Source organism: Sphingobium sp. PNB (assembly GCF_019873065.1).
Taxonomy (GTDB): domain Bacteria; phylum Pseudomonadota; class Alphaproteobacteria; order Sphingomonadales; family Sphingomonadaceae; genus Sphingobium; species Sphingobium fuliginis.
The window spans coordinates 1-26,148 of sequence record NZ_JAINEZ010000009.1 but is presented as its reverse complement, the minus strand read 5'-3'; the positions used below and the strand labels follow the sequence as shown (position 1 = coordinate 26,148).

General features: G+C 60.0%; 23 protein-coding genes, 3 pseudogenes and 1 other annotated feature. Of the genes and pseudogenes, 16 read left to right on the top strand and 10 right to left on the bottom strand.

Features of this window, described 5'->3' with window-relative positions:
* The first annotated feature begins 3 nt into the window (after positions 1–3).
* Positions 4–2,811, top strand: a complete 2,808-nt coding sequence (locus tag K7W03_RS05135) for a conjugal transfer protein TraG N-terminal domain-containing protein (RefSeq protein ID WP_046766235.1) — start codon at positions 4–6, stop codon at positions 2,809–2,811.
* Between the two features lie 7 nt (positions 2,812–2,818).
* On the opposite strand, the gene K7W03_RS05130 is transcribed toward K7W03_RS05135, so the two are convergent.
* The 4 genes from K7W03_RS05130 to K7W03_RS28305 form a co-directional block, all read right to left on the bottom strand.
* Positions 2,819–3,019: a hypothetical protein gene (locus K7W03_RS05130; protein WP_139111429.1), complete on the bottom strand. Its 201-nt coding sequence runs from the start codon at positions 3,017–3,019 to the stop codon at positions 2,819–2,821.
* Between the two features lie 421 nt (positions 3,020–3,440).
* Positions 3,441–5,711, bottom strand: coding sequence for a Tn3 family transposase (locus tag K7W03_RS05125; RefSeq protein ID WP_062017345.1), 2,271 nt, complete (start codon positions 5,709–5,711; stop codon positions 3,441–3,443).
* Between the two features lie 89 nt (positions 5,712–5,800).
* A protein-coding gene (locus tag K7W03_RS05120) for an IS3 family transposase (protein WP_099187114.1) occupies positions 5,801–7,029 on the bottom strand; the annotation gives its coding sequence in 2 pieces (ribosomal slippage) (positions 5,801–6,741 and positions 6,741–7,029; 1,230 coding nt in all).
* Positions 6,632–6,748, bottom strand: a sequence feature (AL1L pseudoknot). Its footprint overlaps the gene before it by 117 nt.
* Positions 7,030–7,044: 15 nt before the next feature.
* A complete protein-coding gene (locus tag K7W03_RS28305) occupies positions 7,045–7,500 on the bottom strand; it encodes a DUF4158 domain-containing protein (RefSeq protein WP_082718745.1) in 456 nt (151 codons plus the stop codon).
* Between the two features lie 364 nt (positions 7,501–7,864).
* Between K7W03_RS28305 and istB the strand changes: the two genes are divergently transcribed.
* Positions 7,865–8,593: an IS21-like element helper ATPase IstB gene (gene istB, locus K7W03_RS05110; protein ID WP_046766228.1), complete on the top strand. Its 729-nt coding sequence runs from the start codon at positions 7,865–7,867 to the stop codon at positions 8,591–8,593.
* Positions 8,594–8,659: 66 nt separating this feature from the next.
* Here istB and K7W03_RS27720 read toward each other — a convergent pair whose 3' ends face one another.
* From K7W03_RS27720 to K7W03_RS05090, 4 genes are all read right to left on the bottom strand, one after another.
* On the bottom strand, positions 8,660–8,878 hold the full coding sequence (locus tag K7W03_RS27720) for a sigma factor (protein ID WP_226869720.1): 219 nt from the start codon (positions 8,876–8,878) through the stop codon (positions 8,660–8,662).
* Positions 8,879–9,055: 177 nt separating this feature from the next.
* Complete coding sequence (locus tag K7W03_RS05100; RefSeq protein ID WP_046766227.1) at positions 9,056–10,654, bottom strand: ABC1 kinase family protein; 1,599 nt, start codon at positions 10,652–10,654, stop codon at positions 9,056–9,058.
* Positions 10,654–11,334, bottom strand: coding sequence for a TetR/AcrR family transcriptional regulator (locus K7W03_RS05095; RefSeq protein ID WP_226869715.1), 681 nt, complete (start codon positions 11,332–11,334; stop codon positions 10,654–10,656). The genes K7W03_RS05100 and K7W03_RS05095 overlap by 1 nt, the downstream gene beginning before the upstream one ends.
* A 122-nt stretch (positions 11,335–11,456) precedes the next feature.
* The gene (locus K7W03_RS05090; protein ID WP_046766226.1) at positions 11,457–12,404 is read right to left on the bottom strand and encodes an MlaD family protein; all 948 of its coding nucleotides are present in this window, start codon (positions 12,402–12,404) and stop codon (positions 11,457–11,459) included.
* Positions 12,405–12,576: 172 nt separating this feature from the next.
* Here K7W03_RS05090 and K7W03_RS05085 point away from each other — a divergent pair, with 172 nt between their 5' ends.
* The 9 genes from K7W03_RS05085 to K7W03_RS05045 all read left to right on the top strand — a co-directional run bounded on the left by K7W03_RS05085 (position 12,577) and on the right by K7W03_RS05045 (position 19,447).
* The gene (locus K7W03_RS05085) at positions 12,577–13,674 is read left to right on the top strand and encodes an MlaE family ABC transporter permease (RefSeq protein ID WP_046766268.1); all 1,098 of its coding nucleotides are present in this window, start codon (positions 12,577–12,579) and stop codon (positions 13,672–13,674) included.
* Positions 13,674–14,441 carry an ABC transporter ATP-binding protein gene (locus tag K7W03_RS05080; protein WP_046766225.1) on the top strand — a complete coding sequence of 256 codons (768 nt, stop codon included), beginning with the start codon at positions 13,674–13,676 and terminating at the stop codon, positions 14,439–14,441. Before K7W03_RS05085 ends, K7W03_RS05080 begins: the two co-directional genes overlap by 1 nt.
* Positions 14,442–15,377, top strand: a complete 936-nt coding sequence (locus K7W03_RS05075) for an MlaD family protein (RefSeq protein WP_046766224.1) — start codon at positions 14,442–14,444, stop codon at positions 15,375–15,377.
* On the top strand, positions 15,374–15,967 hold the full coding sequence (locus K7W03_RS05070) for an ABC-type transport auxiliary lipoprotein family protein (protein WP_076605791.1): 594 nt from the start codon (positions 15,374–15,376) through the stop codon (positions 15,965–15,967). The genes K7W03_RS05075 and K7W03_RS05070 overlap by 4 nt, the downstream gene beginning before the upstream one ends.
* A gap of 27 nt (positions 15,968–15,994) precedes the next feature.
* Complete coding sequence (locus K7W03_RS05065; protein ID WP_139111431.1) at positions 15,995–16,282, top strand: hypothetical protein; 288 nt, start codon at positions 15,995–15,997, stop codon at positions 16,280–16,282.
* A 166-nt stretch (positions 16,283–16,448) separates the two neighbouring features.
* The gene (tnpA, locus tag K7W03_RS05060) at positions 16,449–16,841 is read left to right on the top strand and encodes an IS66-like element accessory protein TnpA (RefSeq protein WP_082718744.1); all 393 of its coding nucleotides are present in this window, start codon (positions 16,449–16,451) and stop codon (positions 16,839–16,841) included.
* The gene (gene tnpB, locus K7W03_RS05055; RefSeq protein ID WP_226869714.1) at positions 16,838–17,194 is read left to right on the top strand and encodes an IS66 family insertion sequence element accessory protein TnpB; all 357 of its coding nucleotides are present in this window, start codon (positions 16,838–16,840) and stop codon (positions 17,192–17,194) included. Before tnpA ends, tnpB begins: the two co-directional genes overlap by 4 nt.
* A 67-nt stretch (positions 17,195–17,261) precedes the next feature.
* Positions 17,262–18,857: an IS66 family transposase gene (gene tnpC / locus K7W03_RS05050; RefSeq protein WP_082718743.1), complete on the top strand. Its 1,596-nt coding sequence runs from the start codon at positions 17,262–17,264 to the stop codon at positions 18,855–18,857.
* A complete protein-coding gene (locus tag K7W03_RS05045) occupies positions 18,854–19,447 on the top strand; it encodes a plasmid pRiA4b ORF-3 family protein (protein WP_232307734.1) in 594 nt (197 codons plus the stop codon). Before tnpC ends, K7W03_RS05045 begins: the two co-directional genes overlap by 4 nt.
* A 9-nt stretch (positions 19,448–19,456) precedes the next feature.
* Here the strand turns inward: K7W03_RS05045 and K7W03_RS27715 are convergent, their stop codons facing one another.
* Positions 19,457–20,428 carry an IS4 family transposase gene (locus K7W03_RS27715; protein WP_212611297.1) on the bottom strand — a complete coding sequence of 324 codons (972 nt, stop codon included), beginning with the start codon at positions 20,426–20,428 and terminating at the stop codon, positions 19,457–19,459.
* 262 nt (positions 20,429–20,690) lie between these two features.
* Positions 20,691–20,831, bottom strand: a pseudogene (locus K7W03_RS28300) (transposase DNA-binding-containing protein); the annotation flags it as partial.
* 137 nt (positions 20,832–20,968) lie between these two features.
* Between K7W03_RS28300 and K7W03_RS27705 the strand changes: the two are divergent.
* The 5 genes and pseudogenes from K7W03_RS27705 to K7W03_RS05020 all read left to right on the top strand — a co-directional run.
* A pseudogene (locus K7W03_RS27705) lies at positions 20,969–21,181 on the top strand (hypothetical protein); the annotation flags it as partial.
* Between the two features lie 213 nt (positions 21,182–21,394).
* Positions 21,395–22,591, top strand: coding sequence for an HlyD family secretion protein (locus K7W03_RS05035; protein WP_061938787.1), 1,197 nt, complete (start codon positions 21,395–21,397; stop codon positions 22,589–22,591).
* A complete protein-coding gene (locus tag K7W03_RS05030; protein ID WP_046766330.1) occupies positions 22,591–24,117 on the top strand; it encodes a DHA2 family efflux MFS transporter permease subunit in 1,527 nt (508 codons plus the stop codon). The genes K7W03_RS05035 and K7W03_RS05030 overlap by 1 nt, the downstream gene beginning before the upstream one ends.
* Positions 24,117–25,544 carry an efflux transporter outer membrane subunit gene (locus K7W03_RS05025; protein WP_046766331.1) on the top strand — a complete coding sequence of 476 codons (1,428 nt, stop codon included), beginning with the start codon at positions 24,117–24,119 and terminating at the stop codon, positions 25,542–25,544. The genes K7W03_RS05030 and K7W03_RS05025 overlap by 1 nt, the downstream gene beginning before the upstream one ends.
* Before the next feature lie 196 nt (positions 25,545–25,740).
* Positions 25,741–26,148: pseudogene (locus K7W03_RS05020) on the top strand (IS481 family transposase); the annotation flags it as partial.

Genomic DNA, 26,148 nt, shown 5'->3' with positions numbered 1-26,148 from the left:
GCGATGCTGGAGGTCTTCACGGTCGGCGGCGGCGAATATCTCGTCAACACCTTCAACGCCGTCGCGGCCTGGTCAGGCGGCGGGGGCTATCGCTCTATGATCCGCGTCGCCATGGTGATGGGCCTTATCTACTCGCTGTTCGTCGTCGCCTTCACCCTGAACTACAAGGCCTGGCTCAACTGGTTCCTGCAGGCGACGCTTATCTATATGTGCTTGATGGTCCCGACGGTCAGCATCAAGGTGACCGACCGCATCAATCCCAGCCTTGCCCCTGCCACCGTCGAAAATGTGCCGTTAGGCCTCGGCGTACTGGCAAGCTTCACCACCCAGATCGGCGATTATCTGACCCGCACGGCCGAGACCGTGTTCGTCATGCCAAGCGAGCTCAATTATTCCACCAACGGCCTCATCTACGGCGCGCGGCTCTTTGACGCGACCCGCAATTTCATCATCCGCGATGCTGAATTTTCGACGAACCTTGAGCAATATATGAAGCAGTGCGTGTTCGGCGACATCATGCTCTATCAAAAATCGCTGACCGATTTGGCCAAGGCGACCGATCTCTGGGCGGCGATCGCCACCGAGGCGGAATCGCGCTCACAGGAATGGCTCGAACGCAGCGGCACCACGGTCACGCCTTATATCGTGACCTGCCGCCAGGCCTATCAGATGCTCGACGCGCAATGGGCACCGATGATCGATGCGCATGCGCCGATCTGGGGGAAGGAAGCCTATCCCAAGCTCAGCAACACGCTGGCCGCCGACAAGCTCAAACATGACATCCCTGTCGTCAATGGCGCTTTTACAGGGTCCGGCGATGGCTTTGCCCAGGCGATGCGCCAGAATACGGCGATCAACGCCTTCATGCAGGCGCGTAACAATATGGTGGGTGGGGCGGCGGCCGGCGCGATCGACAGCTTCGCGCAGACCCGCGCCGACATGCAGGCGCGCAACACCTATAACAGCATCGCCCAGCAGGCGATGGCCTGGGTTCCGATCCTCAACATCGTGCTGACGGTCGTCTTCTTCGCCATGTTCCCGGTGATTTTCCCGCTGTTCCTCATGCCGCAAACCGGGGTGTCGGCGCTCAAGGGCTATGCGACGGGCTTTTTCTATCTCGCTGCCTGGGGACCGCTTTATGTGGTGCTTCACATGATCTGCATGACGCGAGCAGAGGAAGCCGCGACCGGCGTGGCCGAGGGTGGCATGACGCTCGGATCCTATGCCGGCATTGGCGCGGTCAACGCTGAAACCGCGACGATCGCCGGGTTCATGCTGATGAGCGTGCCGTTTCTCGCCGCCGGGCTCGCGCGGGGCGCCATGTCGATCGCCGGCCAATCCATGTCGATGCTGGCGCCGGCGCAGAATGCGGCGGAGGCAGCCGCGCTCGAGCAGACCACCGGCAATTACGCCTATGGCAATGTGAGCTGGGCAAACCAGACGTCCAATATGCGGCAGAGCGACCAGTGGAACACTGCGGCGACGTACCAGGACGGTGGGCCGGCCTATAGCTTCCGCAATGACAATGGGTCCGTGATGTCGGCGTTCGGCAATGGCAGCGAGGTGATCGACATGCATCAGGCGATTTCGCGCCTTGATGTCGAACCCCGCGCATCGACCGGCTTTGTGTCCGAACTCAGGGAGCAGGCGAGCGTCGCGGAGCGGCAGGCCAAAGCTTATGAAGCCGCGGCTTCGGACATCCTCACCAGTACCCACACCAATCGCAGCGCCTTTGGCACGTCGAGTGAGCAAAGTTCCGGGTGGGACAGCAGCCGCGGACGCTCATCTGGGACGTCGATCGAACGGTTCGATCGTAACACGGCGTCGTCCAGTGCAGGAACAGAGGAGAGGTCGTCGGTTGGTCAAAGTCAAAGCATTTCGCAAGGTCATGATAGGACGGCTGGAACAATTGACGCCGTCGCTGGCGAGATACGTGCCGGCATCGGTGGTGCAGGGGCTGGTGCAAAGGGAAAAAGCGGCCGCGGTATTGGTAGCGTATTACCAGGTGTTGGTGGGACAGTTAGCAAAACCGGGCAGCAAATTGATACGATGCGTCACAGCAACTCCGATCAACGAAATACGGAATCAAATAATTCCTCTTCGGTCAATATGCGTGACGAGCATGCAAATGGTTCAAATGCCAACGAGACGCTTGGAACCTATGACCGTGATGGAACATTCGATCGGGCTTCAATGTCTGCGAGTTCATCCAGAAGTACGGAGGATTCACTTTCGCGCGCCAAATCGTACCAAGAGACCGCACGAAAACTCCACGAACTATCGGAGCAGCTTAGTCGTGACGCGAGCTATGCCGAAACCCATGGAATGCAACTAAGCGCCAATCTTTCGCAAGAATTAGCGGATTGGTATCGCATGGAGCAGTCCCGCAATCCTGGAATGGGTGCTCCAGAATTGTGGGTGACCACGCTGACCGATCAGCAGCGTGATGCGAGGAATGCGTTGATCGGTTCATGGATGCAGCAAAAGCAATCGGCGATCCGAGAGGATGTGCAGGAATTGATACATAGCCCAAACCTTGTGGACGTTCCTCATCGAGAGATCGGAAATTTCGACACCGTCCGCGCGACATATCATCCGCATTCCGTGGAGGGGATTCCGAATGGACCAGATACCGGCGATGCAGGAGCAGCAGGCCGAATCATCAATCAGGGTAAAGATTCGATCGATAATGTTCGCGACAATGCAGAAATCCAGCGTGCGTCTGCGGTACGGGGATCAGCGGATGTTCAGGCAGATGTGAACGCTGATCATGAAATAGGCTTCTTCCAGGATCCCCGCTTACGGAGATAGATTGGGATCAAATGTAGATGAAATAGGCGACGCACGAGAATGCGATGAGATAGGCGATGGCGTAGCCAATACGTTGGGCGGTAGTCTCGTCTCCGTCTCCAATCTGATTGGGCTGAAGCGGATCAAACTCATCCTGCGTCATGTGCACGATTGGACAAGCAGGGCTATCCTGCGTCATTCCATATGTGTTCAGGTCGATCTTAAGCACAGCAGCCTCCAAGAGGCTTATATTCGAACCGACGTTCTTCATCAATATCAGGTGTTTAATTCAACTTGAGTTCCGCTCTAACTGCCGAAACACTGTATCGCTTGAGCCGCTGGTCCCAAACGGTGGAAGCGCTGAATGGATGCAGTCGATCAATTTGCAACCCTTCAGAATTGGGCTGAGTCGCGGATCGACATGCGTATCGAATGTGCCTGTGGCCGGACCGTCAATATTCCCTCCAACCCGATTCTGGGTCGTTTCCGGTTTGATAGCGCCGTGTCAGAGGCGGCGAAACCGCCGTATCGGGGGTTCCCGTACGGGTTTCGCCAAAAGTAGCGGTAGGAAAACGGGATAAATTCAACGATTTAGAAATTACCATCGTGAAGTTTCCTCATTAATTCAGTAGCTTGGGATTTTGTGCAGGTTATGGGGTCGCAGCCTTGCGCGGGTGCCCACGCTCCCTGATCGGGAAGTGCAGCTTTCCGTGCATGTTGCTGTGGCGGACCGCGACAGGTGCTACGTGCGCGAGATATTCCGGCGGGTAGCGGCCCGGTCGCGCATCAACGACCTCCTGCATCGCTGCAGTTTTCCAAGCCATGACGATGTTTGTCAGCAGCGTCAGCGCGCCTGAGACTGCCACAATCTCGCTGTGCTTGCGTCCGTGTTTCGCCTCGATCCTGCCCGCCAGGATTGCCCGTTGCAGCTGGTGCACGGATTCTCCCTGAGACAGATTGCGATGCACCTCGCGTCGAAAGTCAGGCTTGACCAGGTAATCGAGCAGGAAAAGGCTACGCAGGACCTTCCCGACCAATGTCCCGGCCTCATAGGTTGCCGTGCCTCTTGCCGCACTTCCGTGCCGATCGATGATTGTCGCGGCCGAACTGTGGCCGGTCTTCAGCGACATGATCACATGGAGCAGGCTGTCCCAGCCTTCCTTGGCAAGCCGCGAGACTTTGACGCGCACCACCATGGGTTCGAGGGTTTGCGGAACGGCTACGCCATCGGGCAGGTACAATTTCCTCGTCGCCAGATCGGCCAGTCGTGGAGCCAGATCAAAACCAAGGAGCTTGGCGGCGGCCATGGCAAAATGGGTGAACCCATGGGTGTCGACGGCGAGCCTTTGCAGTTCGCAGACTTTCTGGTTCAGCGCGCCTTCGATCGCGACGCCCGCCTGTCTGAGGTTCAGCAGCACGGGCTGATCGTAGATGATTGCCCATTGATCGACGACATGCGTGTACGTGCCAACTGCCGGAGTGCGCCGCCGAGGTTCAATCCGGGCCAGCCAGAGATGGCGCGTCGCATCCATGCTCATCATGTCGGCCGAGCCAGCAATGCCGGAGCCCCACAGGCGCGTGATGGGATTGGCGAGCATCGATGCAGCCACACGGTCACTTGCAGCCCGAAACTGTGCGTTCTCTTCCAGCGTTCGCATCATCATCTCGATGCGATCATCGCTCACGCCGTCCAACATGCGAGCCATGTCGGCGGCGGTCTTTTCCGTACCAAGCGCCAGCAATGCAGCGTAGAGCACTTCCAGCTCGGCAGGACGGGTAGGGGCACGGCCCAAAAGCACGCTCGAAAATCCCGTCGAGCAGTCGACGGAGACCATCACCGCGGGAAGTTGGACGTCGCCGATCTGACCGAACAACGCAGACCTAGTTTCGTCGACAGCGGGATCCTTTGGCGCAGCCGACAGCCGCGGAACCTGGAACCGATCGTTGGCAATGCCGATTTCGCCATCGGCGATGGCTTCGCCGAGCATTTCCATCCGCAATGCAAGCGGTTCCTGAAACCGGCGAAGGTAAGCCTCGATCGTCGTTGGCCAGCCATTGTTCCGCAAGGCTTGTGCCCGAGAATTCGCCCAGGTGATAGCTGGCATGAGCTGATCGGCAATACTACGGTGATGCACGCTGTGGCGTGAGCTGGCAGATCCATTGCGAAGGGCGCGTTTCAACAACATAGCCGTAGCCACTTCGAAGGCTGCAAACCTCTGGCCAGGGTTACCGCCCAATATTGCGGCGCCGGAAGGCGACCGAAGGAACGGCTCGCATTCCCACTCCATCAGATCTGTTTGGCGTTTGGAATATTTACTAGCGAGGGTTTCCAGTGCTTGCTGAAGCGGATGAGCAGCCGCGACATCGATCGGCAACGTGCAGACCTGTTGCATGAGGGCGCGAAGTCGCGATGGCGCTTCGCTCATTTGAACGCGAATGGCGGCAACCTTGCCTTTTGTCGCAGGCAAGGATCGCAAGGGCTGCATCGCGCGCAGCGCGACCTGTCGAAATTCGGCATCGATCATTTGGCGGTCGTCGAGCGCGCCGATCATGATGCCTAAACTGGACCGATAGAGTTTCAGCTCGTTCAGCGCGCGCTCTTCCACCGTATTCCGCGCCTGACTCCACAGCTGCCCAATTCGACGACCGGTCTGCATCAAAACGGCGTCAGTCGCTTCCAGTAATTGCAGCCTCAACCAGCAGCCAATCTCGACCGTGCGCCGGGGCTCGGTGAGGCGGGAAAGGGTGGCCGCTTTTTGGCGCGCAATACGGACAGCGTGGAGGCGAATCCGGCCGACTGTCAGGTTCGGCAAGGCAAGCCGATCAGCACCAAGCGATTGAAGTTCAGTGATACGGGATTGCATCATTTGGATATCGTTCCGCCCGAAGCCTTTGGCAGGTGCGCGGAGCCAGTCGAGCAAGGATACGCTTTTGGGGATGGATCTCGCGGCGGAAAGACGACTTGACCAACTGAACCGCACCGAGATTGCCGGAGGCAAGTTTTCTTAAATTAGGCAGCCAGTGGGACGTCGTCCAGCATGGCGTAGTAGCGTTGCTCCGCTTCGACGGGCGGAACGTTTCCGATCGGCTCCAGCAGGCGCCTGTTGTTGAACCAATCGACCCATTCCAGCGTGGCGTATTCGACGGCTTCGAACGAGCGCCAAGGTCCTCGACGGTGGATCACTTCGGCTTTGTAGAGGCCGTTGATCGTTTCGGCCAAAGCGTTGTCGTAGCTGTCGCCGACGCTGCCGACGGATGGCTCGATGCCGGCTTCAGCGAGGCGTTCGGTGTACTTGATGGACACGTATTGCGATCCGCGGTCGCTATGATGGACCAGGCCGCCGCGATGAACGGGCTGTCGGTCGTGGATGGCCTGCTCCAACGCATCCAGCACGAAGCTGGCATGCGCTGTTCTACTGACGCGCCAACCCACAATGTAACGGGCGTAGACGTCGATCACGAAGGCAACGTAGACGAACCCCGCCCAGGTCGCGACATAGGTGAAGTCGGAAACCCATAGCATGTTCGGCGCCGGAGCATGGAACTGGCGGTTGACCTGATCGAGCGGGCGTGGGGCCGCCTTGTCTGCAATCGTGGTGCGAACCGGCTTGCCGCGGATCACCCCTTGCAGACCAAGATTTCGCATCAACCGCTGCACAGTGCAGCGCGCGACATCGAAGCCTTCGCGCTTCATCTGCCGCCATATCTTGCGCGCACCGTAAACACCGAAGTTCTCGGCAAAGACCCGCAGAACTTCGGGCTTCAGCTCCTCATCTCTCCGGACACGAGCAGATTGCAAAGCCGGGTCTCGCCGCTTGGCAAGGCGTTCGTGATAGGTGGATGGGGCGATCGGCAGAACCCGGCAGATCGGCTCGACCCCATAGGCATCGCGATGTTCGTCGATAAAGGCGATCATCGTTTGAACGGGCGGTCGAGCTCCGCCTGGGCAAAATATGCCGACGCCTTGCGCAGTATCTCGTTGGCCTGCCGCAGTTCGCGGACTTCACGCTCCAATGCTTTGAGTTTCTCGGCGGTCTCCGTCGGCACGCCTCCGCGCTTGCCGCTGTCCACCTCCGCTTTCTTCACCCATTCCAGCAGCGTGTGACCGGAACACCCGATCTTCTCGGCAACCGATGTGATCGCAGCCCAGCGTGAGGGATAATCGCCCTCGTGATCCAGCACCATCCGGATCGCTCGCTGCCGAACCTCAGGGGCGAACTTGTTCGTCGTCTTGCTCATCGTAGACCCTCACTCTCAGGAGTTAAGGCCTCCGGCAATCTCGGTGCGGTTCAAACTGCCTGTCAGTTCGGCCCCAACTGCAGCTTCGATCTCCGATCTCAGACCTTCCAATACATGATCCTGCGCCGCGGCGGCAAGTCGCTCAAGCAACCGTTCCCCTGGCAAGACATACGAACGATCGTACAACCACCGACGCGCTTGACGTATCAAATCGGGCCTCGAGATCTGTGTCTCGGCTTGGCATCGCAAGAAGGCCGTCAGCATTCGCAGCACACCGTCTTCCGCAGACCGCCAGCCGATCGCTTCGGCAGCCAGCCGTTGATGCGCGAACAGCGTCTCCGGCGTCGATAGATTGCACGCAACGTTGCGATCTGTGGCGCTGGAATGCCGGCATGATTGGCAACGAACTCGAGGATTCCGGGCGGAATTCTTTCGAACCCGGCTAACGGACGGCCGGTCATACGCAGGAATCCGATGTGCAGGAGCGCCCTAAGCGGGTCAAAGGCCGCCGACGCGAAGAGACATATGGGAGCATATGCTCGGCCGGCTGGAAAAAGTACTCGATCTCCGCATGGGTCAGTGAAGTGGGCAACGCGTCAACGCCCAGATATTGCTCTCGCCAGCTTTCCATCGGCAGCTCTCCTTTGCCGACAGACAAGGCTATGGGAATTCTTGCGGAGAGTCTTTGAAAACCTGAATGCCACACAACCCATTGATATTACGCGGAGCGGCAATGCGGCGTGTCGGCAACATGCTGATTTATCACAACTATTCTTACCGCTACTTTTGGCAAAAGTGGTACGGGAACCCCGTTACGACCAACTGAGGAACTTCCATGCAGCGGCATGACATGATCGACGCGATGCGCGGGCTTGGACTCAAGGGGATGGCTGGCGCGTTCGATGAGGCCGTTACCACCGGCCTTCAGCGGCAGCGCACGACGATGGAGATACTGACCGATCTGCTGCGCGCGGAGGCAACCCACCGCCGCGCAGCCTCGATCCGATACCGAATGACAGCCGCCAAGCTGCCGGTGGTGAAAGACCTCGATGCCTTCCACTTCGAAGTGACGCCGATCAACGAGGCGCTGGTCCGTTCGCTACACAGCGGCGCGTTCCTGCCTGCACAGCGCAATGTCGTCCTGGTCGGCGGCACAGGCACCGGCAAGACCCATCTGGCCATCGCCATCACCGCCAATGTGGTCCGCGCCGGGGCGCGGGGGCGTTACTTCAACACCGTGGATCTGGTGACCCGCCTCGAAGAAGAAGCCCGGATCGGCAAGAGCGGCGCGCTTGCCGCCCAGCTCGCCCGGCTCGATCTCGTCGTCCTAGACGAGCTTGGCTATCTGCCGTTCGCCCGCTCAGGCGGGCAGTTGCTGTTCCATCTGGTCAGCAAACTTTACGAGCAGACCAGCGTCATCATCACGACCAATCTGGCGTTCGGGGAATGGCCAACCGTGTTCGGCGATCCCAAGATGACCACCGCTCTTCTCGATCGTGTCACCCATCATTGCGACATCATCGAGACCGGCAATGACAGCTGGCGCTTCAAGAACCGAAACTGATCCCTGCGGCACGCCGGGATTAAGATGCCTTGCGCTGCGCGCGCCTCCGGTCGGGCTCCGCCCTCCCTACGCCGCTCGCAGTGCAAGGAGCATTCCTCGACCGTCGTGCCATACTCGAAAGGGGGTCCCGTTTGCACGCCGATTGACAGTCCAAGCCTTCAAATTCGTACCGGGCTCAAACGACGCGCGGTGGCGCCAGGCCTTCAGCACGGCTTCCTGAACAAGGTCCTGTGCAGTATCGGAATTCCTGACCAGCGATCGCGCATAGCTCGCCAGCCTAGGCATCAGGTCGCTCAATGCGGCGCCAAATTCCGGCCACTCCTCAGTCGATACATGCGATCGGTTTTCCAATAGTTCGGACAAGAAAGATAGGCCCCTGTTCGATGAAATTAGGCGGCAATATATATACCGACCGGTTTACTTTTCGGAAAAACGCCACCTGTCCTGGATTGTTCCACTCCCTCAGCGCCTCTGCCTGCTTGCGAACCAAGCCCAGGCTGCTGGCAGCACCGCAGATGCCATCATCATTGCGCCGACAACATCATGGTCGCGCTGAAGGATCGCGCCGGCGACGAGCAGCCCGGCTGACAGGATGTTGGGATCGGCGCGCCAGGGCGACGTCGGATTTGGGGAAACCGCGCCTCCCTGTAATTCGATCGGCAGCGCGCCCGACCGCGCTACCCGCTCGGCGAAAGCCACCAGCTCGGGCGAGGCGGCGGCGAGACGGCCCAGGCTCGTCGCCAGCCGGCGTCCGCCCCGCTTGAGGCCGGCCGGGCCGATCCGCTCCCGCAGCAGTTCGCGCGCGATCGGTGCGGCGCGCGCCGCGATGTCGAAGCCGGGATCGAGCCGTCGTACGAACCCTTCGGCGATCAGCAGGGTTCGCAGCAGCAGGGCCAGATCGGGTGGTAGCGCCAGGCGGTAGGTGCGCAGCAGCGCGAAGACGCGACCGAAGACGTCGGCGAGCTCGATCTGCTGGAGTACCGCCCCGCGAAACTGGCCGATCAGCGCGTCGAGTTCGCGGGTCAGCGCCTGGCGATCGACGTCTGTTTCGCCCGACCATTGCAGCAGCACGTCCGTCACCGATCGCGTGTCCTCACCGGCGATCGCAAGGACGAGCGTAACAACCTCGTTTCGTCGGGCGGGGCTGAGCACGCCGACCGCCCCGAAGTCGATGAACGCCAGCGACGCATCGGCGAGGACAAAGACATTGCCGGGATGGGGGTCCGCATGGAACCGGCCGTTGAAGATTATCATCCGCAGGACTGCATCTGCATATCTGCCGGCGATATCCGCACCGCAGTCTCCCGCTCCATCAAGGATAGCGCGGACGGGCATGCCGTCGAGCCGCTGCTGCACATTGATCCGGCGGCCGACCTGATCCCAGTAGAAGGCGGGCGTGCGAACGCCGAGCGGCTGCAGGAACGCGCCGATGCTCTCGCAGGCTGCCGCTTCGGCACTGAGGTCCATTTCCTGCGACAGGCTCTCCGCGAAGAACCGGAGCAGCTCGTCGGGCCTGAGGCGGCGGATCTCCGGTGAGTGTCTCGCGGCGAGCCGCGCAATGCGGCGGAGCAGCCTCAGGTCGGCATCGACACGTTCCGCGATCCCCGGTCGGCGTACCTTTACCACGACCTCGGTTCCGTCGCTCAGGGTGGCTGCATGAACCTGCGCGATCGAGGCCGCGGCGATCGGCTCGCGGTCGAAGCTCGCGAACACGTCCGCGATCGGGGAGCCAAGCGCAGCCAGGATCGTCGGCTCCAGCGCCTCGAACGGCAACGGGGTCACCCGGTCCTGCAGCGTCGACAGCGCGCGCACCCATTCCGGCCCGAGCAGGTCTTCACGGGTCGCCAGCACCTGCCCCAGCTTGACCGCAACGGGTCCAAGGTCCCGCAGCAGCGCGACGACCCGCTCGGGCGTACCGACGTCCACCGGCTGCTCGGAACGACCGGGCAGCAGGCCCAGGCGAGAGGCGAGCCCGTTCAGGCCGTGGCGCCCCATGATCTGGATAAGCTCTGCGAGGCGCGCACGCTCACCGATCTGAGGCTCGTCGTCCGTGGCGGGCATCACTTGCTGCAACCATCCCCGTCTCGCGGGCGGCAGCCATCAAGGAACAGGTCGATACCGCGCGAGATACGATCGCGCGCCGCCTCGTCATAAGCTGGCGGAGACAACCCCAGCGCTGCACGGCGCATGGGGGCAACCACGACGAGTGTGACGAACTGCTCGGCAGCGAACACGGGGTCGGCCAGCGAAAGCTCTCCCTTGGCATTGGCGTGGGCGAGGATCGATGCCACCCACTGGACGGCCCGCTGGTAACCGAAGTCGTGGATGTTCGCCGCGAGCGCGGGGAAACGCACCGCTTGCGCAATGACGACGCGTTCCATGGAGGCGATCCGGGGCGTCAGGAGCCACTCGAGCAGGCGATCGGCAATCACGTGAAGGCGCGCTCCAATGTCGGGTTCGTCGCTGCCGGAGGGTTCGAGCGCGCGCAGCTGCGTATCGATCTCGTCGAGGATCACCGCCTCGAACACGCGCGCCTTGCTACCGAAGCGCGCGTACAGTGTTCGTTTGGAGATGCGCGCTTGGTCCGCGATCATGTCGGCACTGGCGCCATCGAACCCGTGTTCGAAGAACAGTTGGCGAGCGCTCTTGAGGATGTGCGAGGTCAGGCGGAGCGCGTCCTCGGTGGTCGGTCTGCCCATCTTTCGGGGGCGCCGCGCCTTTTTCTTCTCATCATCGCTCAATCTCTTTCTCCTGGACCGAGAATAGCGCGATCCGAGCACTTTGACGAGCAATGCCGCAAGGACCGTAGGCTCCGTGGCCGCGGCTCGGACTCCGCCGACGGCTTGAAAACGTTGCAAGCAGATTATTTCCCAGGCTCTGCGTCAGGCTTGTATGTGGGGAGGGACGGAGAGCCTAGACCCAGCCCCTCCTGATCGATACGAACGGCCGTCTCCCTGACGGCGCTTACCTTGCTCCTTACTGAACCTATTGTCTCGACCAGGCGGTCCTGCAGGGCGGTCGCCCGCTCGATCTCGGGCCTCAGAGCCTCGGCGCGGGCAGCGAATCCTTCAGCTGAGTCACGAGCGATCCCTAATTTGCGGTTCGCCTTAGCAAGAGCGGATGGACCGCGATCTTTCAAGGTGACCCTCAGACTTTCGGCGCGATTGCCTGACCGTTGCAAACCCTCTCCCAAGGCAACCATACGCCCTCGCGCACCGATGAGTCCCTCCGACGCCGTTCCAACCTTGTCTACCCACCCCGCGGAGTTGTGCGCGAGCACCGCAAGACGCTCGTTCGCGCGCTGCTGCTGAGCGGCACCAAGGTTGCGTGAAACGGAGTCCACGGTGCGGCTTACCTTCTCCACAAGTGCTATCGGGTCTCCCCCACCACCAAGAAGCCCGTCCTCCTTGGCAGGAATGATCGGGAACTCCCCGTCTTTTGCGGCAACGATCGGGAGCGCATCATGTGTTGCGCCATCGAGACTGATGTTCGCCGTTCCGCCTAATGCTGATCGGACAATCGTAGCCTTGACGCCGGTAACGATAGGGATTTCTGGTTCCAAATTGACAGCTACCAGAACCACGGACGGGTCTTGGCTGTCGAATCCGACAGATGTAACATGCCCAGCCGGCACGCCCGAAAATGTCACCGGTGATCCCTTTTCAATGCCGGCGACGCTTCCCGAGAAGCGGATCATATAGGGCCTGCGGTTCCCGTTGCGAGGCTCCAACAGCCACAGCGTAAAGACCAAGGTGCCCAGCAGCAAGCCCGTCACCGCGAGAACCAGAAAGCTGTTCGACCGTGTCTCCATCGAGATGATATCCCATTAAGGCGGCAGGTAAGTTTTAGGCCGTACCGTCCCCGCACATCAGCCAGTGCCTGAAGGACGCCGATTCTCGGTGTGCGAACAGCACGGTAAGCCTGCCCTATTGCACATCCCCTCACGTTAAGTATACCGTATCGTACCATAAACGGTTTTGGGTGTGATTTTGCCGTTCTCTGAACCCGTCATTCATTCCGAAAACAACGTAACGAAAATTTCGGGCGATTGGTTGGCCTCAACGGTCCAATCGGCGGGAGCAACGACCGATGGCCATTTGCTGGCTTCAGACGAGCAGATCGACTGGAGCCAATTAGGGCGGGTCGACAGTGCAGGCGCGTTCGCGCTTATTCAGGCGCTTGGTGCCAGCGATCTAGGAAACGATGTACCAGATCGGCTTCGGCGTGTCCTAGACATCGTTGCCCCCGCAATCCAGGAACATGCGACCGAAAAACCCAAAAAGTCTTACGGTTTTTTCACACGCTTAGGCCGCAAAGTGGTTGCAGGACTAAGCGAACTATATGGTAACATCCTGTTCCTGGGCCGCTCTGAGGTGGGCGTTGGAAGAGCGGTTATCAACCCTCGCAGGTTACGCGTGCGAGCGCTAGTAAGCGTGATGCAGCAGGGAAGTCTCGAGGCGCTCCCAATCATCATGACGATGACATTCTTCATCGGGGCAGTGGTGGCTTTGGTCGGCACGAACCTGCTGCGGAACTTGGGGGCATCGGTTTTCACCGTTCAGCTCGTTGGGGTATCGGTGTTGCGCGAGTTTGGGGTGCTAATACCAGCAATTCTTCTGGCTGGCAGATCGACGTCTACATTCGCTGCCCAAATCGGAGCTATGCGAATGAACCAAGAAACAGATGCAATGGTGGTCATGGGTGTCGATCTCACGGAGGCGCTTGTAACCCCACGCGTGCTGGCGATGATCATTACTCTCCCGCTTTTATCAGTCGCAGCGATGATTGCCGGCATTCTTGGTGGCCTGCTTGTGAGCTGGGCTTCTTTAGATATTTCACCAGTGTTTTTCGTAGAGCGTCTTCGGCAGACGGTGGACCTTCAGCATTTCTGGCTTGGTCTGATCAAGACACCTGTAATGGCCATCATCATTGCACTGACTGGCTGCCGCCAGGGAATGGCCGTCCGTGGCGACGTCGAGGTGTTGGGTAGAAACGTCACGACCGCAGTCGTTCAGGCATTGTTCGCCATCATCCTCCTCGATGCAGCTTTCGCCCTCGTTTTCATGAAATTGGACCTGTGATGGCCGAGCGGGAAAGGGTGATCGAAGTACGCGACCTTAAAACAGCGTTCGGTAAAACGGTAATCCATGAAGATTTAGACCTCGACGTCTATCGCGGGGAGATTCTTGGAATAGTTGGCGCTTCGGGCGGCGGAAAATCCGTGTTGCTCAATACGATGTTGGGATTACAGAGACCAGTTTCTGGATCGGTAATAGTAGACGGTCAGGACATCTTTAATAGTCCTGATCGGCAATGGCTCGCATCGAACATGGGCGTCATGTTTCAAAACGGTGCGCTATTTTCGTCCCTGACGCTTCAAGAGAATGTCGAAGCGCCGTTTCTTGAACATACCGAAATTCGAGGCAAGTTTCTAAGCCGATTGGCCCAGATGAAGATCTCTCTGGTTGGGCTTGCTAATGATGCAGCTTATAAGCGCTCGGCAGAACTTTCCGGCGGCATGAGAAAACGTGCTGGCGTTGCACGTGCACTAGCGCTCGATCCCAAGCTTCTTTTTTTAGATGAGCCAACGGCAGGCCTCGATCCCCTCGCGGCTGCAGAGTTTGACGACTTGATCGTATCGCTGCGTGATGCCTTGGAATTGACTGTCGTCATGGTCACCCACGACCTGGACAGCCTGTTTCAAATTTCTGATCGAGTAGCGGTTCTGGCGGACAAAAGGATCGTCGCGTCTGACGCAGTCGAGAAACTGCGTGATTCTGAAGACGAATGGACACGCTCTTATTTTCAAAGCCGAAGAGCACGGCGATTCAACTCAGGTGGCGACTAAATGGAGAGGCATGCCAATTACGCTCTGGTGGGTAGTCTGACAGTTGGTCTGCTGGTGGCAGCGATCGGCTTCATTCTCTGGCTAGGTAACGACCAATTTGGTAAAGGCTTCGACCATTATCGAGTTGTTTTTGACGGACCTGTGCGCGGCCTAACCGAAGGTAGCGAAGTTGACTTTAACGGCATCAAGGTCGGGGAGATCACGAAGCTTCGTGTAGATCCATCGAATTCTCGCCGTGTGATTATCGATGTGAAGGTCGAAGAGAGTACACCCATAAGGGTAGATACATTTGCCTCAAAAGAGTCCCAAGGTGTGACAGGGGTCAGCATTATCCAGTTAACTCCTGGTTCGCCTACAAGGCCACTGCTTCGCGATGCTTCGCGTGAGCAGCCCCCGATAATAAGGGCGAAGCCCGGGTCGTTGGATTCGGTGCTGGAAGCGGGAGGGCAGACCCTCGCTAAGGTTTCTGAATCATTCGATCGGGTCAATCGGGTGCTTTCTGACCGAAATATCGCAAAGGTCGATGGCATGCTCGCTGACATCAGATCAGTGACGGCAGAACTTAACAGTCGAAAGGCAATGTTTGCGGATGCTCAAAATGCAATCCGTCGCCTTGATTCAGCGTCGGGTGACATCGAGCAGGCTGCGGCGGCTGCGAGAACCGCTATTCAGGGCGATGGTACGCAAGCCTTTGCAGACATCCGAGAAGCGGCCGCGAATGCGAAGAGCGCGACGAACGATGCACGGGCTTTTATAGCTAAGTTGAACGCGAGTGCAGAAGGTCTTGAGGGGCCAGAAGGTAATCGTGTGGCGGGGGCTCTACGTGGGCTTGAAAAGGCTGCCGAGTCACTCGATCGACTTACCCGACAAATACAGCAAGATCCGCGTTCTGTTCTCGGAAGAGGGAAAGCGCGAGAAGTGGAGCTGCCAAAGTGAAAAGTTTGCTAAAAATCTCTTCAGCGCTCCTCTTAGTCTCGCTGTCGGGCTGTGTTGGTGGGCTTCTGGGCGGAGGTAAGCCTGCGGACCTATATTCCTTTCGCAGTGAGCCCCCGCAAAGGCAGCCTGATGCCGATGCACGGGTTGTTGCTGTCCGCCAGCTTTCATTTCCGAATAATCTGCGGCCTGACAGCATTGAAACCAATGCCAACTCGCGGGTTGCTGCTCTCGCAAAAGCACGTTGGTCCCAACCCGTCCCGGAGATGTTCCGTCTAGCTCTGATTGACCAGCTGGAGCAGTCTTCCCGAACGCGAGTTGCGCGAAGCGACTTCCAAAAACCGGCGGACATCATGTCGGCGGAAATTTCGCAGTTCACGGCCACCTTTGATCAGGGACTGAAGGCTCCCCCATTGATCACTATTGTCGTGCGCGCAGAGGTCACAAGCGGGGCAGCACGTGATGTGGCAGTGCGGTCCTTCGAATCGCGAACAAGAGCCACTGATGCGACGGTGACGTCCATCGTTGCAGCTTATCGTGCTGGCGTCTCCAATATCACACAAGAGATTACCCTGTGGTACAGGAATATCTGAATATTATCATAGTAGATAGGGACGGATATGACGAAATTTTCAGCTGCCTTTACTATCTTGGTACTGACTTTTGCGTCTGCCGGCGCGGCTCAGGAGGGACACAAGGAATCCAAAAATACCGGAACGGATTCAGTTCGATCTATTGCCTCCCAACCAGCTAAAGACGTTGGAGCGGTAAAGCAGGATATCCCACCCATTCTCTTAAGCGCTTCTTCTAACCCATATGATCGGGCATCGACCCGCACCTGCAACGAGATAAAGCGTAATATCGCTGAGTTGGACGATGTTCTCGGACCGGATTTCGATGTAGGGTAAGCGGGGTCTGACGCTTCCAATTACCCACAAGTGACACGGCTGACGTCGGCACCGATTTTGATGTCCATCAGTCGGGACCATCCACTCCAGAGTAAGCGCCGACGGAAGGCGGCCTTGCTGCCGGCAGCGGAATAGGAAAGCTCGCGGCTTTTGAGGAGGCGTGAGCATGGACATCGAGCAGTCAAACGAGCCTCGTATGAGCGGTCGCGGTGATGGCGGAGCGCTTGTACGGTTGGAGCGGCGTCGGAACTGGAGCGACGAGGAGAAGCTGGCGATCCTGAAGGAGACGACGGCGCCTGGCGCGATCATATCGACCGTAGCTCGACGGCACAGCATTGGAACAGGCCAGCTCTATACCTGGCGCAAGCAGCTGCTCCGCGGAGCGATGGCAGGCTTCGTGCCGGTCGAACTGGCATCGTCTTCGCCGTCGGCTAAAACTGGGGAACCAGGGCGGATCGAGGTCCGCGGGCGGTGCGGCCTGACGGTGTTGGTTGATGGCGAGGTCGATCGGGCCGCCCTGAAACAGGTGCTCGATGTCCTGCGGGAGCTGGATCATTGAGCCTGGCGTTCCCGCCTTCGACGAAAATCTATCTGTCGCTGGCGCCGTGCGACATGCGCAAGGGATTTGATGGGCTGTCGGCGCAGGTGCGCAATATTCTTCAGCTTGATCCCTTCTCGGGGGCGGTTTTCCTGTTCCGCGGGAAAAGGGGCGACAGGTTGAAGGCCTTGGTCTGGGACGGGTCCGGGCTATGCGTGTATGCGAAGCGTCTCGAGCGCGGAAAGTTCGTGTGGCCTCGTGCTCATGAGGGCGCGCTCCGCCTGTCGGCAGCCCAGATGGCGATGCTGGTTGAAGGGCTGAACTGGAAGCAGGCGATCGTCCACGACGAGGTGATCACGCCGAGGCTCGCATAGCCAAAAAGATCAGGAAAACCGCCATTTTATGTAGGATTTACCGTGGGCTTCGGCTATTATCGGCGGCATGCGGTTCGCCCTTGATCGCCTTCCCACAGACCCGGTTCTCTTGCAGAAAATGCTGCTGGAGATGGCCGATGTCATGGAGCAGGAACGGGCCGAACTGACGGCGGCGCAAGCCACCGTCAAAGCCCAGACCTTGCGGATCGAAAAGCTCGAGCATCGTGTCGCGCGGCTGCTGCGCGTCCAGTTCGGCCGCAGCTCCGAGAAAATGGATATCGCCCAGCTGCGGCTGATGTTCGAGGAGGTCGAAGCCCCGGAACCGGCAAACGATGAGGTGTCAGCGCCGCCCGTGATGAAATCGGCCCGCAAAGCCGGCGGCCGCGTTCCGCTTCCCGCACACTTCCCGCGTCAGACCGTCGATCATCAGCCCGGCCCGTGCAGTGCCGGTTGTAATGGACCGTCAGTGCAGATCGACGAGGCCGTCACTGAGGTTCTCGACTATGTCCCGGCGCGCTTCCGGGTCATCCGCCATGTCCGGCCCAGGCTGGCGTGCCGATCCTGCGAACAGATCCGACAAGCGCCCGCTGTCGATCTGCCGCTGCCCAAGGTGATGGCGAGCAGCGCCCTGCTGGCCCACCTCGTCGTCAATCGCTTTGTCGATCACCAGCCCTGGCACCGGCAGTCGGTAATCTTCCGCCGCGTTGGGCTTCACATTGATCGGGATGTGATGAGCCGCTGGGCGCGAAAACTGGCGTGGCTGCTGGCGCCGCTGGGCGAGCGGTTGTTCGCCTATATCCGGGAAGCCGCCAAAATCCATGGGGACGACACGTCGGTCACGCTGCTGGGCAATGGCGACGGCAGTCGAACCGGGCACTTCTGGGTGTATCTGCGCGATGATCGCTCCAGCGGCGACATGAGCCCGCCCGCCGTGGCCTTCCGCTTCAGCGCAGATCGTGGCGGAGCGCATCCGGCAAAGCATCTCGCCGGCTATCAGGGGTATCTCCAGGCGGATGGTTTTGCGGGCTATAACGCGCTTTACCGCGACCCCAAAACCAAGGCTCCCAGGGACATCGTCGAAGTTGGATGCTGGAGTCACAGTCGTAGGAAATTTACCGACATACTGGAAAAGAGCCCGTCACCGATCGCGGCGGAGGCGGTCGTGCGGATCGCCGAACTCTTCGCCATCGAGCGCGATATCAAGGGTGCGCCACCTGATGAGCGAAGACGTATCCGCCAAATCAAGGCGATGCCGAAGCTGGAGGCATTGCGCGTCTGGCTCGAAACCCAGAATCGTGGCCTGTCTTCCGACAGCAATCTGGCGCGTGCCTGTCGCTATCCGCTCAACCGCTGGCGGGCCATGATCCGCTACTGCGATGATGGTCGGCTCGAGATCAGCAACAATCTGGTGGAAAACGCGCTGCGCGGTGTCGCTCTTGGGCGCCGGAACTGGATGTTCGTCGGCTCCATGAAGGGTGGAGAGGCCGCCGCGCTCTTTTACTCGCTGGCCGGCACATGCCGCCTCAACGGTGTCGAGCCCGAGGCCTGGTTTACCGACGTCATCGAGCGCATCGGCAACCATCCGATCAATCGGATCGATGACTTCTTGCCCTGGAACTGGCAGACATCGAGGATGACCAACGATCTGGAGAAGGCTGCGTGAGCAACGGCACCGTGGTGCGGATGAAGATTACGCTGGACGATGTCACACCGACCGTCAGTCGGACGCTGGAGGTCCCGCTCAATATCCGGCTCGATCGCCTGCACACCGTCTTCCAGACGGCCTTTTCCTGGACGGACTCTCACCTGTGGGAAATGAGCTTCGGGCAAACCGGCTTCGGCATCCCCGATCCTGAATACGGCTTCGACGGACCGCTCGACGCCCGTAAAGCTACCCTCGCCCAGGTTCTGGCGGATACCAGGCGCAAGACCTTCCAATATCTCTACGACTTTGGCGATGCCTGGGATCACAGCGTCAAGATCGAGCGCGTCAGCCCGGCCAGGCCGGACCTGACATATCCGCTCATCCTCGACGCAGTAGGCATGAGGCCGCCAGAAGACTGCGGTGGCCCGTGGGGCTATGCTGAAAAGCTCGAAGCGCTCGGCGACCCCCAACATGAATATCATGAAGAGGCGCTGGAGACCCTCGGCGACGACCATGATCCCAACGCCCAGCCCGATATCCCCCTGATCGAGGCAAGGCTGGAAGCGCTCGCGAAAAAATGGGCGCCGCGGACACGCCGCAAAGCCTGACTGGCCGCGTCAACGCCACCTTCTGTCGGCGCTTACACTCCAGATGACAATGTTGCCGGGAGGTGGATCATGGGCTCGCGCAAGATAGCCTCCGAGTCGAGCGATTTGGGTCAGATAATCGGCGAGGGTTCTGCTTGCGGATCCGTTCTTCCGGTACGCCGCAAGACGGTCGATCAGCGTGATTTCACCATCGGTCAGGACCAGCCGAGGCGATGCATCAGGAGCGGTGCGGTTGATCATGGTCATCCAGAACAGACGCCAGGACAGAATGCAGAATATGGCGATCAGGTTGGCGAGGCGTTCGGCGGTCCGCAACCGTGCATCCTCGGCTCGGCAGCCGGATTTGAGTATCTTGTGGAAAAGTTCAATCTTCCAACGCTGGGCGTACCAGTCGAGCTTTTCGATGGCTTCGTCCGGCGTTGTTACCGGTAGATCGGTGATGAGCCGCCAGTCGATCGGGGGTCGACCCTCCGGTGTTCCACACTCACGGGCGTGCAAGATGGTCAGGCTGAGGGAGGGATAGCGCTTTTGCTTTCCAATCGGCGGCAAAACCTGGATGCGCCGATAGCGTAGCTCAATGTCGGCATGATCATCCTTGCCAACGCTGACCCGATGCACGCCCTTCACGGTGGTTTCGCTCATTTCATCGGCTATTGTATGGCCACCGTCACCGGCCAGACGGTCGACACAGGTGCGCACCAGGAAATGCGTGCCGAGCGCCTGTGTTTCGCAGAAAAACTCGTAAATGTCGTTCTCCCGGTCGCCAATGTGAACCAGTCGCCCCGGGTCGCCCAGCAGCGCCGTCGACTGGCGCATATTTTCGAGCCAGCGGTAGCTCTCCTTCTCCTCGATCGGCACCCGAGTGGGGTTGATCCGCCGCTTCAACGCGTTGGTGCCCTTGAACTTGGTACGGGTCCAGAATTTCGCCGCTGTCAGGCCCAGTGGCAATCCCTCGGTTGTGACCGCCAGGCTGGAGTGCATGAGCAGGCCGCAGACCATATGAAGCCGAAGCCGACCATTCATCGCGCCGGCTCGGTGAAAGACCGATGGCACCAATCCGCTCGGGATTGCGCCGTTGATAGGAAAATTCGGTGGTGTCCTGCAAAACGAGGATGAACCCGTCAAGGGCAGCCACACGCGCCTGAGTTGCCTGAAAATGCCCGGCGAGAATCTCACCCTCGTTGACCGCGCCGTTCGACAAAAAGCGGTACGCCGCCTTGGTATTGGCCCAGTCCTGACAAGCCATCGGAATCGGCGCGCCGATCGCACCTGCCATCTGCTCAAGCATCGTGCGAAGCCGTTCGCCCAGCCGCTTATCACGAAAGGCGCCGGGATCAACTTCTCCATCAGCCCATCCGGCCGCATCGAAAACAGAATTTCCCACCTTGCACCCCCGCTCCAGCGAAATGGTGCTTGGGGATGAATCATGGGCCGCTCCCTTCAGGCAATAGCCATGAGTCGAGCGGAATCAGTCGTGCGGCGAGATGTGGGTAATTGGAAGCTCCAGCCCACGCTTACGATGTAGGAGCGGACCGTAACGAAAATCGTCTTGGTAAAGTGGCGGAAGCTGGTGGAAAGACGATTGTCAACTCGATCATACCTTTTCGTGGCTTGGTGAGGGAAATAACAGGCGCAGCCCCAGCACTACGTCGCCTCAATACCGCAATCGATGCGGGGTTTGCGCGGCGGGGCTTTTTACGGGGAGCCGCCATATCCCGAGGCTGTCGTCTCTGATGAGCTCACGCTAACAAGCTCAGCATTTAAAGGTGGGGTTCATGTGACTTCCTCGATCATTAAAGATTGGGGGGTGGAACAACGCGAACCCAACACTCGCCGCTCTGTCGGGCTGCCGGAGTTAAGCTCCATACGAAAATCAATCAGAACAGGTGGAATAATATCCGAAGCCCACTATGATACGGCGCGGTTTACATATCATAGGGTTGTAGAGTGGCTGACGAGCGGGCTGAAGAAAACGGCAGTGACCCTAAGCAGGATGCGCAATCGGAGACCCAGGCTGAGAAGAAGCCCTCGCTTCTCGAGCGCTACCCGATAGTCCGCTACGTCCTCATCGCCGCGCTTGCCGCCGGCATCATCGCGGCCATCGTCTGGTATATGAATTACCGCGCAAGCGGCCAGTACCTCCAATCGACCAACAACGCCTATGTGCGCGCGGACTTTGTGACCGTTTCACCGAAGGTCGGCGGCTACGTCGAGCGTGTCCTCGTCGCCGACAACCAGCATGTCCGCCGCGGCCAGCTGCTTGCCATCCTCGATCCTCGTGACTACCGCGCCAATGTCGATCAGGCGCAAGCTCAGATCGCCGCAGCCGGCGCCAACATCACGACCGCACGCCGGACGCTTGACGAGCAACGGGCCACTGTCGCTCAGGCCGCCGCCCAGGTTGCGAGCGCCGAGGCTGCCGCGGCAGCGGCAGAGAACGAGGTAAGACGCTACGAGCCCCTCGCTCGGACAGGGGCGGAATCGCGTGAGCGTCTGGCAAACCTTGTCCTTCAGCGTGATCGAACCGCCGCCGATCTGCGCGCGCAGCGCGCCGCCTACCTCGCCGCCCGTCGCAGTATCGCGACACAAGCGGCTCGCATCGGCCAGGCGGAGGCGCAGCGCGGCACCGCGCAGGCGCAGCTTGCGCGCGCCTCGACGGATCTCGGTGCCGTCGAGATCCGCAGCAGCATCGACGGCGTTGTCGCCGACAAGGCGGTGCGGGCCGGGCAATATGTCCAGCCGGCGACCCGGCTGATGTCGGTGGTGCCGGTCTATCAGCTCTACATCGAGGCGAATTTCAAGGAGACGCAGGTCGCTCTGATGCGCGTCGGGCAGCCAGTGACCATCAAGGTTGATGCACTGGACGGCGCCGAACTGCGAGGCCGGGTCGCCAGCTTCTCTCCAGGGACAGGCGCGCAGTTCTCGCTCATCCCGCCCGAGAACGCGACCGGGAACTTCACGAAGATCGTCCAGCGGGTGCCCGTGCGCATCAGCATTGAGGCGGGTCCGGAAGCGCGCCGGGTGCTGCGGCCCGGCCTGTCAGTCGAGGTCACGGTCGACACGATCGGCGCAAAGGGAAGCCGGGAACGGATCGAGCAGGAAACCGAGCGGCTGAAGCGCGGTGAGATGCAGGGCGCGCGCTGATGGCCGCCGAACGCGCAGGCCTGCGCGACTGGCTCGCCGTCGCGGCGGGAACAATCGGGTCATTCATGGCGCTGCTCGATATCTCGATCGTCAATGCGGCCTTGCCCACCATCCAGGGCGAGATCGGCGCGAGCGGAACTGAGGGCACCTGGGTCGCGACCTCCTATCTCGTGGCGGAAATCGTCATGATCCCGCTCAGCCCCTTCCTCGTGCGCCTGTTTGGCCTGCGCAACTTCCTTCTGGGTGCAGCGGTCAGCTTCACCGGCTTCTCGATAGTGTGCGGTATTTCAACGACACTGCCGATGATGATCGCCGGGCGCGTTGGCCAAGGCTTTACCGGCGGTGCCTTGATTCCGACCGCAATGACCATCATCGCAACCCGGCTACCGCCATCACAGCAGCCGATCGGCACCGCTGCCTTCGGCGGCACGGCCATCCTTGGCCCGGTGCTTGGACCGATCATCGGTGGGTGGCTGACCGATAACTACAGCTGGCACTATGCTTTTTTCCTCAACGTGCCGGTCTGCGTCGGGCTCGTCCTCCTCCTTCTGCTAGGGCTAAAGCATGAGCATCTTCGGCTCGACCAGTTGCGCCATGCTGACTGGCTCGGAATCGCAGGGCTCGCAATTGGCCTAGGTGCGCTCACCGTGATGCTTGAGGAAGGGCAGAGCGAGATGTGGTTCGAGTCCGCCATGATCGTGAAGCTCGCTCTAGCGACGTTGCTGGGCTTCACACTCATCGCCATCGGGCAAGTCCGGTCTTCGCAACCCGTTCTCAAATTAACGCTGATTTTCAGCCGGTCATTTGGAAGTGTTTTCATTCTAAGCCTTGTCATCGGCGTTGTCCTTTACGGCGTCACCTTTTTAATCCCGCAGTTTCTCTCAGTAATGGCAAATTACAGTGCTCTACAATCGGGACAGGTCGTCTTCGTCTCAGGTATTCCCGCGATCATGCTAATGCCGTTTCTTCCTCTCGCATTCAAATATCTGGATGTCCGTGTGGCAGTGATCTTCGGCATGACGCTGATAGGTATCAGTTGCGCCATGGACTGGCACCTAACGGCGCAGTCAGCGGGTGGCGATCTGACGGCTTCGCAGATTATTCGCGGCGCCGGTCAGATTTTCGCTATGATGTTCCTAAACCAAGCCGCGATCAGCGCCGTGGCGCCCGAGGATGCCAGCGATGCTTCCGCACTGTTCAATGCCGGGCGCAACCTCGGCGGATCGATCGGCCTTGCCATGATGGCCACCCTTCAGGACCGTCAGACCTTCCTCCATTTCAATCGCTTGAGCGAAACGGTGTCGGCCAACGCGGCGACCACACAGGAATGGTTCACGAGGGTTATGGCCATGCCGTCCGGCGAAGCCGGCGCCTATCGGCAGCTCGCAGGTCAACTCCTCAAACAGTCTACCGTCATGGCCTATAACGACCTGTTCTTCGCGCTCGGCGTCGCGATCGCGATCACCACGCCGCTGGCGCTGTTCCTCCGCCCGATCTCCTCCGACACGCAGATGGCGATGCACTGATGAAGCGACTTGGCTGGACCATTCTCCCCGCCCTTTTGACCGGATGCGTCGTCGGACCCGACTATGGAGGCCCGCCGAGCGTCGCGAGCGGCGAGCGCGCCGGATCGACATTTCGCCGCGCGGATCAGGCAGTCACGGTACCGCAGCCCCTTGTCGCACGCTGGTGGGAAGGCATGGGCGACGCGCAACTCACGATGCTGATCGACCGCGCGCTTGCCTCTAATCCGGACGTGGTGATCGCCGAGGCGCGCATCCGCAAGGCGCGCGCCAGCTTGCGCGAACAGCGCACAAACCAGCTTCCCACCGTCTCGGCGTCGGGGACTGCGATCGTTGCCGATCTTCCCGCCGGCTCGCTCGCGCTGCCGACGCAAGGCGAGCAATCCGATCGTATCAGGGCCGAATTCTACAACGCCGGCCTGGACGCGTCTTGGGAGATCGATCTGGTCGGCGGGCGACGCCGTGCCGCCGAAGGTGCCGAAGCCCAGGCTCAGGCAGCCGAAGCCAGCAGGGCCGATGCGCAGGTTCGTCTCTCGGCGGAGGTCGCCCAGAATTATGTGACCCTGCGGGAACTTCAGCAGCGCCTGATCCTGGCCCGTCGCTCCGCGGAGCTTCAGCAGCGATCACTCGCCCTGCTTCAACAGCGTGAGCAACGCGGTGCATCGTCGCGCGACGAGGTGGTTCGGCTCCAGACTGAGCTGACCCGCACGGAGGCCGGGCTGTTGCCGCTTGAAGGGCAGATCGCAACCACGCTCGACCAGCTTGCCCTGCTCACCGGCGACGAACCCGGTGCACACGACGCCGCGCTGTCTACCCCCGCGCCGATCCCGATGATCCCCGGGACTGTCGCGATTGGCGATCCGGCCGCCATGCTGCGACGCCGGCCGGACATTCGCGCAGCCGAGCGGCAGCTGGCGGCATCGAACGCAAAGATCGGAGTCAACGTCGCCCGGCAGTTCCCATCCGTCAGCATCATGGGTATCATCGGCCTCGGTGGCCCCAATATTGCCGATGTGATCGATCCTGACAGCATCGCGGGCCTTCTTCTGCCGCGGATCAGCTGGAGCTTCCTCGACTTCGGCCGTAATCGTGCTCGGGTCGAGCAGGCCCGGGCCGACCGCGACGAGGCGGAAGCGCAATATCGCAAGGCAGTCCTCGGCGCGCTGTCGGATGCGGAAACCAGCCTGACCCGCTTCGGTAATCAGCGCCGTAATCTGTTTTCGAGTATCGCAAGCCGGAACGGCGCCAGGCAGTCAGCGACCTATGCCGGGCAGCGATACGCGCAGGGAGCGATACCGATGACCACGTCAATCGATGCCGAACGGGCGGCGCTGGCTGCCGATCAGTCGGTGCTGGAGGCGACTGGCGAACTTGATCGTGCATTTGTCGCCCTGCAAAAGGCGTTGGGACTTGGATGGAGCCAGCGGTGACCGTTGTGCAACCATGCCGGGGAGGGGCGCTGACCGAGTGACGGCGCGCTTCTTCCTCCTCCTGTTGGGTATCTGCGTGATGACGCAATCAGGGGAGGACTAGCTGTCTGGTTGCGACACATCATTGGGATATGGTAAAGAATGCCATCGCGGATCACGCGTGGCGCTTTGCCGTCCTTGCTGATGAGGTTTCGTGATGGTGCAGATACATCCCCAGGCTCGAACCACGCCTGCTGTAAGGGCGGAAATTGCCCGTTCGACCGAGCCTGCCAGTGTCGTGGCGAAACGCTATGGCATCAGCGATGAGACGGTCCGCAAATGGCGCAAGCGAGGAGAGCAGGCGATCCTGGATCGCCCAAGTCGGCCCCATCGTCTGGCTTGGCGTATGAATGAGGAAGAACGCGCGATCATCTGTGCTGTACGCAGGGCGACAGGCTTTGCCCTGGATGACCTGACCTTCGTGCTCCGGCACTTCCTGCCACACCTCAATCGCGACAGCATCTACAGGGTACTCAAGGTCGAAGGGCTCAATCGACGACCGCCCAAGCCCACGGCGCAGCCGCGTAAAGGACAGGGGCGCTTCCAGGACTATGACCTGGGCTTT